Raw genomic sequence first — 14,909 nt, forward strand, 5'->3', positions numbered from 1 at the left:
ATCCAAAAACATTGACCATAAAGCAAATTTTAGTGCATTTTTTCATTCACAGTTTAATGCACTGTGTTGTTGAAAATGACTCAATAGTAAGCAACAACATAAAATTAGTAAGACGGAGAAATTAACATGACGCATGCGCCCGTAGTTGACGTACTTAAAGGTAAGTACGCCGTTGGCGAATCGGTAACCGTAAAGGGTTGGGTAAGAACACGCCGCGACTCTAAAGCGGGGTTATCATTTATTGCACTACACGACGGTAGTTGCTTCGATCCTGTACAAGTTATTGCGCTAAATTCTCTGTCAAATTATGCCGATATCCAGCGCTTAACAGCAGGCTGCTCATTATCGGTTACCGGTACAGTGAAAGAGTCTCAGGGCCAAGGCCAAGCCGTTGAAATTGACGCGACTGACGTTGAAGTTTTAGGTTGGGTAGAAAACCCTGATACCTACCCAATGGCCGCTAAACGCCACAGCATTGAGTACCTTCGCGAATATGCACACCTTCGCCCACGCACCAACGTTATCGGCGCGGTAACCCGCGTTCGCAACTGTTTGTCTCAGGCTATTCACCGCTTTTTCCACGAGAAAGGTTACTTCTGGATCTCTACACCTATTCTAACGGCAAGCGATACAGAAGGTGCAGGTGAAATGTTCCGCGTATCAACCCTTGATATGATGAACCTTCCACGCGACGACAAAGGTAATGTTGACTATTCAGAAGATTTCTTCGGAAAAGAAACCTACCTTACGGTATCAGGTCAGCTTAACGTTGAAACTTACTGTACAGCTATGTCTAAGGTGTACACCTTCGGCCCTACGTTCCGTGCAGAGAACTCAAACACGTCTCGCCACCTTGCCGAGTTTTGGATGATTGAGCCTGAAGTGGCGTTTGCTGAATTGAAAGATGTAGCACAGCTTGCTGAAGACATGTTGAAGTATGTATGTAAGGCTGTGCTTGAAGAACTGCCTGACGACATGGCGTTCTTTGCTCAGCGTATTAAGAAAGATGCCATTGAGCGTTTAGAAAAGTTAGTAAGCTCTGACTTTGTTCGCATGGACTACACTGACGCTATCGAAATACTGCAAAACTGCGGCAAAGAATTCGAATTCCCTGTTGAATGGGGTATCGATTTATCTTCTGAGCACGAGCGCTATCTTGCAGAAGAGCACGTTGGTGCGCCAATTATCATGCAGAACTACCCGAAAGACATTAAAGCCTTCTACATGCGCATTAACGATGACGGTAAGACTGTTGCAGCAATGGATGTACTTGCGCCAGGCATCGGTGAAATCATCGGTGGTTCACAGCGTGAAGAACGCCTAGACGTTTTCGATGCACGCCTTGACGAAATGGGCCTATCGAAAGAAGACTACGCGTGGTATCGCGACCTTCGCCGCTACGGCACCGTACCTCACTCAGGTTTCGGTCTTGGTTTCGAGCGCCTTGTAGCATATGTAACTGGCATGCAAAACGTACGTGACGTGATCCCATTCCCACGTACACCGGGCAACGCTAGCTTCTAAGCAGTTGCTGTATCAATAAATAAAAAGCTCGCCACAGTTTGCTGTCGCGAGCTTTTTTAATATCTCTATCGCTAATATTTTTTAAGTCATAGCCTCATGTTGACCAAACTATTGCAGCATAGTCGCGGCTTTTGCTTTATTTTCTTTTTCCCATTGTTTCGGCGATAAGCCATACATTCGCTTAAAATCTCGGCTAAATTGCGACGAACTTATATAGCCAACATCCATTGCTGCAACACTTACGTTTGTGCCTTCAGCTATACGTTTGGCTGCGTTATTCAACCGCATCGATTTAACAAACTGAATAGGCGACATCGTAGTGGCTTGTTTAAATTTACGATGAAATACGGCCTTACTCATACCTATCTTACTGGCCATATTGTCGATAGTGACGTTTTCATTTACATGGGAGGCCAGGTATTCAATAGCACGCCCTATGGCATTGCCTACGCCAAAACTACCTCTTACTGTGCTACCCGCTTCCCCTTTTAATACCGAGTAATACAGCTCGCGCAAACGCGTACTGGCTAACATAGCAATATCGGTAGCATTATCAGTGAGAAGAAGTAAGCGATATAGGGCATCGGTAAAATCAGCATCCCACCGGGCTGAAGCAATGCCCGAGGGTGCAGATGAAGCTGACGATTGACTGAAATTACCGCCTACACTTTCAAACTCAATAGCTAAATCGGTCATCAATCTGCTATTTAAAGAAATATAAACCCCCAGCAGTGGGCTTTCCTCAGAAGCATCGGGAATGCCCGCCTCTACAGGCATAGACATGGTGCAGCAAGTATATTTGCTGGTGTTAAAGGTATGCTTATCCCCATTCAAAATGGCTTCTTTACCACCGTGAACAATGGCAGTTAGTGACGGTTCGTATACTACAGGAGCACATTCGATGGGCTGTGTTATTTTAAAAAGTTGAACACCATCGATCCCGGTATCGTATAAGCCGCTGTTTTCCATTTTCTCTTCAATTAACTGCTTTATTAGTGCTTTGCTCATAGCGTTTTAAACCACTACCTCATCTTTTGTTTACGTCGTGTTTGTTGATTTTTTGCGTTTTGCAATCTAGCAGCAAACTTCACCCTTAACAACAAGGTGATACGATTAGGCAAGTTTTCAAGAGTTTTTCGCCTACTTTACCCAACCGTTAGTCATTATATTGCAAGTATACAAATTTAGTGGCAAAAGGTGTGAAGCAGATGACAAAGAGTAATCTATTTGGAAAAGGCGGTTGGACGCCATCTCGTATTGAAAACGCAAACGGTAAGACATTTTTAATAACAGGCGCAAATACGGGCGCTGGGTTTGAGGCTACACGTATTCTACTTTCCAAAGGTGCGAAAGTCGTTATGTTGAACCGAAGCCCGAGCAAATCCCATGACGCTATCGCTACGTTAAAGCAAGAGTTTGGTAACGATGCCAATGTCAGCTATATACGCCTTGACCTAAGCAGCCTTAATGCTGTGAGACAGTCAGCAAAAGAAATCTTAGCTCAAGTTCCTACTATCGACGCGCTAATTTGTAATGCTGCTATTGCACAAATATCAACGCAAGAATTAACCGAGGATGGTTTTGAAAGCCAATTAGGCGTTAACCATTACGGTCACTTTTTACTGTGTGGTTTGTTATTCGATCGTATCAATGAGTCGAAAGGACGCATTGTAGTCGTTGCTAGTGAAGGGCACAAAATGGGCCTAAGAACCATGCAGTTTAATGACATGAACTGGGACAAAAATTACAACCCCAATAAGGTATACAGCCAGAGTAAACTGGCGCAAATGATGTTTGCGTACGACCTCCAAGACAAAGTAAAAGCACATAACAAACACGTGCAGGTGTTTGTGTGTCACCCCGGAGCGTCGAACACCACCCTTATACGAGAAAGTGCTAACTGGGTAACCCGTATTTCTTGGTCCTTTATGGTGAAAATAGGGCTGGCGCAGTCTGCCGAGAAAGGCGCCTACCCTGAAGTGATGTGTGCCACCGAAGATAACCTTAAACAACGTGCCTATTATGGACCGACAGGGTTAATGAATTTTGGCGGCCCCGTTGGAGAGTGTAAATTAGAGGAGTTTGCGGTAGACAAAAAAGTGCTAACAAAACTTTGGGCCGTATCAGAAGAAGCGACAGACTTTACCTGGTCGTTTTAATTGCTAAATTGAATGTTGATGAAATGAGAAAAGCCGTTTTTATTTTAGGATTTTTTATGATGACCTCTTCGCCCTCAGCTCCAGCTTCTATGAACACTTCAAATCTAGAGTTTGATTGCAGCCAGAATACTTTTCAAGACGTGCAAGGTAATCGCTATAAAACCGTAAAAATAGGGAAACTTGAGTGGTTTGCAGAAAACCTACGCGCTACTCAGTTTCAAGATGGAAGCCCTGTTGATTCTGGGTTTATTCCAAAAGACGACGAGAAGAACCTACTTAAATACGGACGGCTTTATCACTGGCAAGACGTAGATGACGAGCGAAAGCTGTGTCCTGCTGGATGGCGCATTGCGACCGACGCCGATTGGCAGGAAATGGAGCGCACTATTGGTATAGCACAAAGCGAGCTGGCAAAAGAAGGCTGGCGCGGAAGCAACGACATTGCTATTACGCTAAAAGCGGAGCAGCCTAACACCCTGTTTAAAAAATTCGTTCAGGCTAAAGTTAATCAATTTCAATTTGGCGCAACGGCAGCGGGCGTAAAGATAGGCAACTGGTACATAACGCAGGGAATGTACACTGAGTTTTGGACAAGTACGAGCGCCACTGATAAAGAAGCGTACGCCCGTACCCTCGCCTATTCCTGGTGGAACTCACATAAAGGCGAAATTAGAAGGGCTAAGTTAAACAAAGACTATATGTTTAGCGTTAGGTGTGTTAGGGATACAAGATGACCGGCATGCAAAACGTACGTGATGTGATCCCCTTCCCACGTACACCGGGAAACGCTAGTTTACGGACTTACTGAAATTCCAATTGCAGCTGAGCGACAAGGTTCAACCGTGTAAATAAATCCCTCTTCCACTTCATCTGTCTTTTCAATCTGCAAAATTTCGTAATCGTTAAGCTCTATAACGCGGGTTCCCTCAGGATGAGAACAGCGTGAGAGTGAGTCAGCTTCAAACTCATAAATGAAATAGGCTAAGGCGCGTCGTTGTGACTTTTTGTAATCAACACTCTTTTGTTTTGCGTTAGTCAGTAGCGTGGTTAAATCCTTTTCTAACTCAGAAATATCTTCCGCTTGTTCCTTAGTAAGTTGCGCTTCACCATTTTCAAGCTCATTTTCCGTTACGTTTTCTATGCTTATTAAAGGGTTAGCACTTTCACTACTAAATTCAGAGAGTAGCCCAACTTGCCCAGCCAAAACTCCCAGCTGCAGCGCCACGCCCAGTGTCCATGCTAGCCTTGCCAATGTGGTAGAGGTAGCAAACCGATAGTGTTTTGGATGCCAAAACCGCGCAACGCCAAACGGCTTCAATAGCAGTAAGAAAAACAGATAGAAAATAATAAGAAGCATACCACCCACGAGCCCTAACATGGTGGTAACAAAGAACCAGCTTGGCACCATAAGAATAAGCGCAAAATTGTGACTGTAGGGCAAGGCGTTTGCTGATACGCCAGTTATGCTATTCACTAACCCACTTGCAGAGGCGAGTGCAAAGTTTGCGATGATTGCGTATACAAACAGAATCACAGCTTTACCTGGTAAGCTGTTCCAAAGTGTCATGAACCTGGGCCATGTCTCGCTAACAATGCCCGTAAGAGCAAAACCAAACATTATTGCTTCAAACAGTCTACTTTCTATGTTCAGAAATATTTGCAACAAAAGCATGCTGGTTGCTAAAAAATAACACCGCTGAGCAAAGGTAATACTCATCCAAAAACGTAAAAAACCAACACGCCTTTTCAGGAATAAACGACTTACCTGCTTCTTAATTTTTCCATATACACTACGAATTTCGTTTGCTATTTCCATCACTTAATCGTCAATTATTGTTGTTATACTGCTAAATACGACTGGCTATACTTCCCGACATGCCTGCAATAAGCTATGCTGTTGATTCTAAAAATCAACGGGTTATACCTCTAGGCTGCTATCTATCATACAACGAGCATACAAAAAGTGGCGTGCAAAAGCATATGGCTGAATCAAATACGTTATCTATAGTTTGTGAGCAATGCCATACTCAGGTACACATTCCCGCCCTAGCACACAGGCAACGGGCCGTGTGCCCAGTATGTAACCACACACTAATATCTCATCGCGATGGCGCAAGCGAAAAGTTGCTCGCTTATACTTTCAGTGCTCTGATATTTTTATTACTTTCGTTACCTTTTAACTTTCTGACATTTAAAGCTAGCGGTCAGAAGCACAGTATTGACTTGCCCACCGGCATTACCGTACTCATTGAAAACGATTATTTATCACTAGCGATAATAACCAGCTTAGCGACGCTACTGCTGCCCGGAATGGTACTCGGCGGCCTGCTATTGTTATCGTTAGCTCAAATACAAAACCGACGCCCCTTTTACTTGCCGCGGCTTTACAAACTTGTGAAAGCCCTCTTACCGTGGAGCATGGCAGAAATTTTTCTTGTTGGTACCTTGGTTAGCCTTATCAAAATTACCGAATTGGCCGACGTTTCCATAGGCCTATCATTTTACGCATTCGTTGGCTTTTCAGCGTTCACGGCTCTTTGTATATCTCAATTTGATCCCACACGCTACGCCATGTGGATGTCTCAAGGACAACCACCACAACCTAAACCACTGTGTGAAGCACAAGCGCAAGAGAGTATTCAGCGTACGTGGGCGTTGTTGATCACCGCTTGTATCTTATATATTCCTGCTAATGTACTGCCAATTATGTATACTGAATTTTTTGGCCAAGAGACGCCCAATACCATTATTGGTGGTGTCATATCGTTGTGGGAATCGGGTTCATACCCAGTGGCGATAATTATTTTAGTTGCCAGCGTGGTAGTGCCAGTGGCAAAAATTATCATTCTTGCTTGGCTCAATTTTTCCGTACAGCGAGAGAAAACCACTTCAAAACAATTACGTATACGTTACTACCGCATCACTGAGGCGATAGGCCGCTGGTCGATGATAGACGTTTTTGTTGTAGCAGTGCTGGTATCCCTTATTCAGATGGGGAACACCATGTCTATTTATCCTGGCCAAGCGGCACTCGCCTTTTGTGCCGTTGTATTTGTAACGATGATAGCCGCGATGACGTTTGATTCGAGGCTAATTTGGCAGCAGTGGAAGCAATTACCATGACCACAAACGATCCGAACATTAATGAAGCTAAGGTCAAACCGACCTCGTCCATTTCTCGCATTTGGATTATCCCAATTCTTGTTATCGTTATTGGTGGCTGGATGGTGTACTACCAATGGAAGAATCAGGGCCCTCTTATTACGATAGAGCTGCATTCGGCAACAGGTATTGAGGTAAACAAAACACCAATAAAAGTGCGCGACTTAGATATTGGACAGGTCAAAAAGATAACGCTAAAACCTGACTTAAACGGCGTACTTGTCACGGCCAGAATTGATGCAAGCGCGGCCCATCTACTCAATGAAAATGCAAAATTTTGGGTTGTCGCCCCCCGTATAAGTTTTTCTGAAGTTTCAGGGCTCAACACCCTCTTGTCTGGCAGCTATATTGCTATGTCAGCCCATGATAAAGGCAAAGAGCAACTCCATTTTACGGCACTTGAACGCCCACCGGTTACGCCTCCTGGCACTCCAGGGCTGCATGTTATGTTAAAAAGTGACGACGAATTTGCCTACAAACCTGGCGATCCTATTATTTATAAAGGGTTTAAAGTTGGCGAGTTTGAAGACGCTACCTTTAATATTGAAGAACGTGTGGTGTATTACGACGCATTTATTGAAGCGCCTTACCATAAACTCATAACCAACACGACACGTTTCTGGGATGTCAGCGGCGTTAAATTGTTGCTTGAATCGAACGGTGTAAGCGTTGAAACAGGCAGCTTGGAAACCCTTTTAGCAAACGGTATTACCTTTGGGATCCCTGACGGCGTGCCAAAAGGTGAACAAGTGCTAGATAACGCCTTTTTCACAATTTATGGAGATAGCACATCCGCCTCAGATGCACGTTATAAAGTCGCCGCTGAATACTTGCTACTTATCGATGAGAGTGTGCGAGGTTTAACCGTTGGCGCCCCAGTTGAATACCGTGGTATTGAAATTGGCAACGTGACTGCTATCAACTCCTTCCCTGCTTTAGATGGCAACATTTTGGAGCGAGATTATCCCATCCCAGTGCTTATTAATATTTACCCCGGTAAAGCAAGGCAGCCAGATACTAAAGAAGGCCTTAGTGCAATAAAGCAAACTATTCGAAACTGGCTAGAAAGAGATCTCCGCGCATCGCTACGCATGGGTAATGTATTAACAGGTGGCTTGTATGTAGATTTACAGCACGTACCCGACGCTGACAGTAACAGCGGCATTGAAGTGATTAACGGCTACGAAGTAATTCCTACTGTTAGTAACGAGTTCACACAATTGACGCAAAAGGCCGACGCAATTTTAGACAAAATCAATCAGCTTCCGCTTAAGGAAATGGTGGAAAATGTGCAGTTAGCCGTTGAAGACATGCGTTTAGCTGCTGAGTCTGTGGAAACGGCAAGCAGCGACTTTGATGTACTTATCGCTGATATTGATGCGAAAGCATTAAATAGTAATCTTAATCAGGTTCTTGTTAGCCTTGATGGCCTGCTTAAAAATTACAGCGAGGGTGGTTTTAACCAGTCTGAGATAAAAGAGACCGTTGATGCGCTGCAAGAAACCATGCGCAACATTCAGCCTTTATTGTTAAAGCTAAACCAGTCTCCGAATAGTTTAATATTTTCAAAGGATGATGAAGCGGACATTCAACCTAAAGCGAAGAATTAGCGCAGTAGAGTCAAACAAATGCGCGGTTAATTTTCGAGCAACAATGGCGTAAAAAATGAATGCTCTTTATCCTTGATAATTAGCCGATATTAAGAAAGTAATACGCTACAGTGAATGTCAATTGACAGTATTGCCATAGCGAAACATCCAAAAACAAGGATGGAAGGAATAAATAGAATGATACAGCAGTTTAAGGTTTTCCCATCTCAACCTACAGGTAAAGCACTGTTTATCGGTGTATTTGCGCTTTTCACCTGCGTATTATCGGCGTGTAGTAGCGCGCCTCGTTCGCTGACATACTACTTACTTCACACCACGGGTGACAGTGCATATACCGTAAACAAAGCATCAACGACTGTTGTAATAGATAAGATAACCCTGCCGGAATATCTCAAACACCGTGGGCTGGTGTACCAAACCAGTGACACCAACTTGCATATCTCAACCAGTCACTTATGGGCCGAACCTGTAGACGAAGGGCTTACTAAGGCGCTAACCAGCGCGTTATCATCAAAGCGAGTGTCATTGCTTCGCCCCGATCACTACGCAAGTGAAGAAGCCATTCATATGGCGTTGCACCTCAATGATTTTGTCAGCACCTATGAAGGGGAAGTTATTCTATCTGGACAATATGTGATTACTCACGTGAAAGGCCAAACGCAAAGCTACCCATTTTTATTCAAAACGCCCCTGGAAGATGATGGATTTTCTCCAAGTATCAAAGCAATGAGAAATACTATCCAACAACTCGCAGAAGATATTAGAAAAACTGTGACAAAATCTGCTTAATCATGTTCGGCTCTCTCAAGCAATACGTATTTAGTGGCGTAAGCCGTCACTACAAAGATGAAACCAACAGACGCATTATGGTGGTGAACCTTTTTGCGGCAGTGGGTATGTCTATCACGTTCTTGCTTGGCTCTAGGGCTTTTATTGACGGTGAATATTCCCTTTCAACTACGCTCTATACTGCCAGTGTAGTATTTGCTATTTCACAGCGCTTACAAGTTCGGTTTGCGTCAGCCAAAGCTCGTACATGGTCTATAACACTTCTCATTATCTGTTTAATGGTACTGACTCTCCTGCTGCTGATTACCGGTGGTAAAGACAATACCGGTCCCCTTTGGATTTACTTGGTGCCGCCAGTCACTATGTTTTTTGCAGGCTTTGTCAGAGGCCTCATCGCACTTATTGCCTATACGCTAGTTAGCGCCATCGTGCTGTTCGGCTTCAATGACGCTTCATTTGTAGCAAACTACACCTACGCGTTTAAAACTCGTTTACTGTATTCTTTTTTAACCGTTTCATTTCTGTCGGCGTTTTATGAGTACAGTAGACAAAAGAGTTACGACACCGCACTCTATTTAAGTGAGCAGTTTGAGCGCCAGGCCAAGCATGACCACTTAACTCAGTTGTTAAACCGGCGAGGCGCGCAGCAGTGTCTAGAGCGCGAATACGCAAGAATGCTGAGAAGCAAACGTAAATTTTCGGTCGCCATTGCAGATATTGACCGCTTTAAAAGTATTAATGACACCTTAGGCCATGAACAAGGTGACGAGGTCCTTCGTCAGATTTCAAAAGTGTTTAGTTCTCGTCTGCGAGGACAAGATATTCTCGCACGGTGGGGTGGCGAAGAATTCATGTTCATCTTTACCGACACTGATGAAGCGGGTGCTGTAAATGCTTTGGAAAATATTCGAGATATTTTGAACAACGCACCGCTTAATATTAACGGTAGCGAGATCCATGTAACGAGTAGTTTCGGGGTGAGCGAAGTGAATCCCGACATAGATATTTCCTGCGCCGTTCGTCGAGCAGACCAAGCACTTTACTATGCCAAAGATAATGGTCGAGATTGCGTGTGTGAATTTTCGTCGTTGAGCTCCCCCTCTTTTTCAGAAAACTAAACCAATTTCCCTGTTTAAATCAGCACGGATAACTGACTTTACAAAAAATTGACTCATGTTTAGTTACATTTGCGCTGTATTCCTGAAACACTTTAGCGCTACACTATGTAAAGTATTCGCTATAAAAGTAGATTTAGCCATGAAATGGATGAAAGTTGCACTGCCTATTGGTGTTTTATTAGTAGGCTACTTAGGTATGAAAGGAATCGAAGCCTCTGCCTCTGATAATACTATTACAGAAGAAGTTGATACCCGCCCAACGGTGACTATTGAAGCTTTATCGCCAGAAGACGTGCGCGTTCAACTTACCTCGTATGGCGAAATAACGCCCCTTGAAACCACAAACCTTGCAGCTCAGGTATCGGGAGAAGTTGAGCGCTGGAACCCTAAGTTTGTGAGCGGCGGTCTGGTTCGACGTGGCGAAACCTTATTTGAAATAGAAGCTGACGCATATGAAGCGGCATTGTTGCTGGCTGAAGCTAACCTCGCTAGCGCGCAAGCACAGCTTATCCAAGAACAAGCCCAAGCTGATGTCGCTGCCAAAGAAGCGAAAACGATGCCTAACGCACGGGTTACTGACCTTTACCTTCGCAAACCTCAAGTGATGAGTGCGCAAGCTGGCGTAAAATCAGCAGAGGCGCAGCTTAAAATCGCCAAGCGTGACTTAGACAACTGTAAGGTAAAAGCACCTTACGATGCACTTATAGTATCGAGAGATATCAGCACTGGTGACTATGTAACTCAAGGCACGCCAGTCGCTGTCATTAACAACATCGAATACGCTGAAGTAACCTTCCCTGTAGCAGGCTTTGACCGTGTTTTTCTAGCAGACAACACCATTGGTAGTGAAATCGCCATCGAAGTAGATGATGTGCAGGGCGCTACTGTAAAAGGTACCATTCACCGTGATACGGGTGTGGTAGATAACACCACGCGTATGAGCTATTTCGTTGCCCGTATTGAAGATCCTTACGCCATCAATTCGTCGAAGCCTATCGTGAAGTTTGGTTCATATAGCACAATCGCATTTGAAGGAAAAACCCTTAGCGACGTATACCGCGTACCTCAAGAGTTGGTAACCAATCGATTGTTATGGACGTTAGATGACGAAGACAGATTAAAATCGCAAAAGGTTAAAGTTGTTCGCGAAGAAAATGGCGATTTCCTTATTCAAGGCGATTTCAATGCCAAAAAAGTCGTGATGAGTTTGCCCGAATATCCTCAAAACGGTATGCCTGTTAAGGTCATTGAGACCACGACCGAAATTGTGACAGCAAAAGCGAACTAAGGAGCTGTCATGGAAAACCACAACGATACACAAACCGGCATTATTTCTTGGTTCGCCAGAAACTCCGTGGCCGCCAACCTGCTGATGATTTTTATCATCATCATGGGGATAGCGAGCTATTTCACTATTCAGCGTCAGATGTTTCCAAACATCGAAATAAACTACATCACCGTTGAAGCCAACTACCCTGGTGCTTCACCTCAAGAGATTGAAGAGAGTATTTTCATTAAAGTTGAGGAAGCAGTAAAAGACATTACTGAGATTAAGCGTACGATTTCACGTGCATTTCGCGGTGGCGGTGCAGTTACACTGGAAATTGACACTAAAGCTGAATTAACAGATGTACTTGATAAGGTGAAGCTTCGCGTTGACAGTATTGCCACCTTCCCCGCTGGCATGGAGCCGGTTAATGTTTCCCAAGTAGAGTTCCAGCAGCAAGTTATTGAAATGCCTATTGTCGGTGACTTGCCTTTATCAGAACTCAAAGTGCTGGCAAAAGAGGTGGAAGATGAGCTTCTACAACTTGGCTCTATCTCTTTGGTTGAAGCCAATACGCCGGACGATGAAATTGCCATTGAAATTAAACCTGATACGCTTAGGAAGTACGGCTTAACTATTGCCGATGTCACACAGGCAATTAATAGTTACTCTGCCAACATTTCCGCAGGTCAGCTTAGAACTAACTCAGGTATCGTATCGGTACGTGTTGAAAACCAGTACTACAGCGGCGATGAGTTTAAGCAAATTCCCATTAAAATCGGTGCGGGCGGCGCTAAGGTAACCTTGGGCGATGTCGCTTATATCAACGATGGATTTGTTGAAGGTGAACGCTACTTTAAATACAACGGCATGAACGCTATATACATTGCCGTTAAAGCCACTAAAACCCAAAACACCATTCCTGTAGCCGAAACCGTAAAAGCCTATATTGATCAGAAAAACGAAAGCCTTCCTCAAGGAGTAAGTCTAGAAATTCTGGTTGATATGACCTATTACCTTAACGCTCGTTTAGACATGATGTTGTCGAACCTGGTTCAAGGCTCAATTCTAGTGGCGCTAATGTTAACCCTGTTCTTGCGCTTTAGGCTTGCCGTGTGGGTTATGGTTGGTTTACCGGTATGTTTCCTTGGTGCCATGATGCTAATGCCTTTGTTTGGTGTAAGCATAAACATCCTTTCGCTGTTCGCATTTATCATGGTACTGGGTATTGTGGTTGATGATGCGATCGTTATTGGCGAGAGTGCTTACACCGAAATTGAAAGCAAAGGTGGCGGTGTTGACAATGTAATCCGCGGTGCCAAGCGCGTAGCTACGCCCGCCACATTCGGTGTTTTAACCACTATCGCCGTGTTTGCTCCGTTTACGCTAAGCAGCGGGCCTGAAGGCGCGTTCTTCTATAATATCGCTGTTGTCGTAATCTTGTGTTTAGCATTCAGTCTAGTTGAATCTAAGCTCATTCTGCCGGCCCACTTAGCCCACACTAAATTTTCCCCAGTTAAACAAAATAGCTGGCGGTCGCGTTTTAACAAGCGATTCTTTGCTTTTGTTAACGGTCCTTACAAGCGTTCTCTAGCGAAAGCGATTGAATGGCGCTGGGCTGTGCTCATGATGTTCGTCGCAATGCTAATGCTAAGTATGGGGCTTATTGGTGCTAATTACGTAAGAATGGTCCCCAATCCGAAAGTACCTCATGACTTCCCAAGCGTTAAAATAGAGATGAATGAAAACGTCTCAGATTTAGCAACCATTAACGCATTAAAAATTGTTGAGCAAACAATCTTAGACGTTGAAGAACAAATCATCGATGAGTTTGGTCAAGGCATGATAAGAGACCGCCTTGCGTTTAACGATGACAGAACTGAAGGCCGTATTTTAACGCCGTTAGTTAATGAAGAAGACCGCCCTATCGACACGTTTGAGCTTGCTCGTCGCTGGCGCGAAGCCATTCCTGAAATTACCGGCATGAAATCATTTACCGTAGTTGATGACGTAAACGGTGATGGTGATGACGGCGAATTTGGCTATTTACTCTTTGGCCCTGATATCGACACCCTAAACGCAGCAGGTCTTAAATTTATTGAAATGCTGCAGCAGCAAGAGGGCTTGTTTGACGTTAGCTCAACTATCGACCCTCCAAGCAAAGAAGTACAAATGACATTGCTTCCAGTTGCGTACGATTTAGGTCTTACTCTGTCTAACATCGCTTCTCAAGTAGGTGCAGGCTTCTACGGCGGCGAGGCACAACGTGTTATTCGAAACGGTGAAGAAGTGAAAGTAATGGTGCGCTACCCAGAACTTACCCGCGAACGCTTCGCCGACTTGAAGTACTCTTTGATCACCACGCCTAATGGTCAGGAAGTTATGCTGGGTGACGTTGTGGCCTTAGAGGAGAAACCAGGTATAAGCTACATCCGCCGTGAAGGTGGATACCGTAGCGTTTACATTTGGGGCAATATCGATGAAGAAAAGATTGAGCCAAACGAAGTGGTCACTGAAATTAGAGAGAAGCTACTTCCTCAACTGAAAGAGTCGTTCCCATCGGTTATGACTGAACTTGGTGGTGACATTGAGGAGCAGCAAGCGCAACAGAATGAGCAGATACTGTTTTTCTTAGCTGCCATGATCATGGTGTATATTCTTCTTGCTGTACCACTTAAAAGTTATGGGCAACCACTTATTATCATGTCGGTTATCCCATTTAGCTTTACAGGCGCAGTCTTCGGCCACTTTGTGCTGGGCTTAGACTTATCTATGATGTCTAACTTTGGCCTAATCGCCGCGGCAGGGGTTGTTATCAATGACTCACTAGTTATGACTGACTTTGTGAACCAGCGCCGTGCACAAGGCTACAGCATTAAAGAAGCGGTGACCGAAGCTGGTACCGCGCGCTTCCGAGCGATTACGTTAACCTCAATCACTACGTTTGTGGGCGTACTGCCCATTATGTTTGAAACAAGCCTACAGGCAGCGTTTGTTGTACCAATGGCTGCAGCACTCGGCTTTGCAGTACTTTACGCTACGCTTGTAACGCTTATACTGGTGCCGTGCTTGTACTTAATTCTGCTTGATTTACGTGGTCCGTTTACGTTTATTAAGCGCAAGATTGTACGCAAAAAGCCTACTAAAGGTGACGACGGCAATAGTACTTCTCACACACATGTACCTCAGCCAAGTGCATCGATGGACTAGCTTTTATCGCTGAGAAAAGCTACAAACACCTAACTGTTTTAAAATGAGCCTTTATTGGCTCATTTTTTTT

At 44.3% G+C, this 14,909-nt stretch carries 11 protein-coding genes; 9 read left to right on the forward strand and 2 right to left on the reverse strand.

What is annotated here, in order from left to right:
- Nucleotides 1-126 precede the first annotated feature (126 nt).
- Nucleotides 127-1,524 (forward strand): asparagine--tRNA ligase, encoded by a 1,398-nt coding sequence (gene asnS, locus KUL49_RS08195; RefSeq protein ID WP_014948897.1) that lies wholly within the window; start codon nucleotides 127-129, stop codon nucleotides 1,522-1,524.
- A gap of 108 nt (nucleotides 1,525-1,632) precedes the next feature.
- Here the strand turns inward: asnS and KUL49_RS08200 are convergent, their stop codons facing one another.
- Complete coding sequence (locus tag KUL49_RS08200) at nucleotides 1,633-2,532, reverse strand: AraC family transcriptional regulator (RefSeq protein ID WP_131136986.1); 900 nt, start codon at nucleotides 2,530-2,532, stop codon at nucleotides 1,633-1,635.
- A 200-nt stretch (nucleotides 2,533-2,732) separates the two neighbouring features.
- Here KUL49_RS08200 and KUL49_RS08205 point away from each other — a divergent pair, with 200 nt between their 5' ends.
- Together KUL49_RS08205 and KUL49_RS08210 are read left to right on the forward strand one after the other, a co-directional pair.
- Complete coding sequence (locus tag KUL49_RS08205) at nucleotides 2,733-3,683, forward strand: SDR family oxidoreductase (protein WP_131136987.1); 951 nt, start codon at nucleotides 2,733-2,735, stop codon at nucleotides 3,681-3,683.
- Nucleotides 3,684-3,772: 89 nt separating this feature from the next.
- Nucleotides 3,773-4,417, forward strand: a complete 645-nt coding sequence (locus tag KUL49_RS08210) for a fibrobacter succinogenes major paralogous domain-containing protein (RefSeq protein ID WP_242633782.1) — start codon at nucleotides 3,773-3,775, stop codon at nucleotides 4,415-4,417.
- 59 nt (nucleotides 4,418-4,476) lie between these two features.
- Here the strand turns inward: KUL49_RS08210 and KUL49_RS08215 are convergent, their stop codons facing one another.
- On the reverse strand, nucleotides 4,477-5,250 hold the full coding sequence (locus tag KUL49_RS08215) for a hypothetical protein (protein WP_242633775.1): 774 nt from the start codon (nucleotides 5,248-5,250) through the stop codon (nucleotides 4,477-4,479).
- A 413-nt stretch (nucleotides 5,251-5,663) separates the two neighbouring features.
- Between KUL49_RS08215 and KUL49_RS08220 the strand changes: the two genes are divergently transcribed.
- From KUL49_RS08220 to KUL49_RS08245, 6 genes are all read left to right on the forward strand, one after another.
- Nucleotides 5,664-6,806, forward strand: a complete 1,143-nt coding sequence (locus KUL49_RS08220) for a paraquat-inducible protein A (protein ID WP_110288075.1) — start codon at nucleotides 5,664-5,666, stop codon at nucleotides 6,804-6,806.
- Entirely contained in the window at nucleotides 6,803-8,455 is a 1,653-nt protein-coding gene (gene pqiB / locus KUL49_RS08225; protein ID WP_014948894.1) for an intermembrane transport protein PqiB, read from the forward strand. Before KUL49_RS08220 ends, pqiB begins: the two co-directional genes overlap by 4 nt.
- Before the next feature lie 177 nt (nucleotides 8,456-8,632).
- A complete protein-coding gene (locus tag KUL49_RS08230; protein ID WP_131136990.1) occupies nucleotides 8,633-9,244 on the forward strand; it encodes a membrane integrity-associated transporter subunit PqiC in 612 nt (203 codons plus the stop codon).
- 2 nt (nucleotides 9,245-9,246) lie between these two features.
- Nucleotides 9,247-10,362, forward strand: a complete 1,116-nt coding sequence (locus KUL49_RS08235) for a GGDEF domain-containing protein (protein WP_110287825.1) — start codon at nucleotides 9,247-9,249, stop codon at nucleotides 10,360-10,362.
- Nucleotides 10,363-10,501: 139 nt separating this feature from the next.
- A complete protein-coding gene (locus tag KUL49_RS08240; protein WP_014948891.1) occupies nucleotides 10,502-11,650 on the forward strand; it encodes an efflux RND transporter periplasmic adaptor subunit in 1,149 nt (382 codons plus the stop codon).
- A 9-nt stretch (nucleotides 11,651-11,659) separates the two neighbouring features.
- Nucleotides 11,660-14,839: an efflux RND transporter permease subunit gene (locus tag KUL49_RS08245; RefSeq protein ID WP_131136991.1), complete on the forward strand. Its 3,180-nt coding sequence runs from the start codon at nucleotides 11,660-11,662 to the stop codon at nucleotides 14,837-14,839.
- The last annotated feature ends 70 nt before the right edge of the window (nucleotides 14,840-14,909 follow it).

Source organism: Alteromonas sp. KUL17 (assembly GCF_006538305.1).
Lineage (GTDB): Bacteria > Pseudomonadota > Gammaproteobacteria > Enterobacterales > Alteromonadaceae > Alteromonas > Alteromonas macleodii.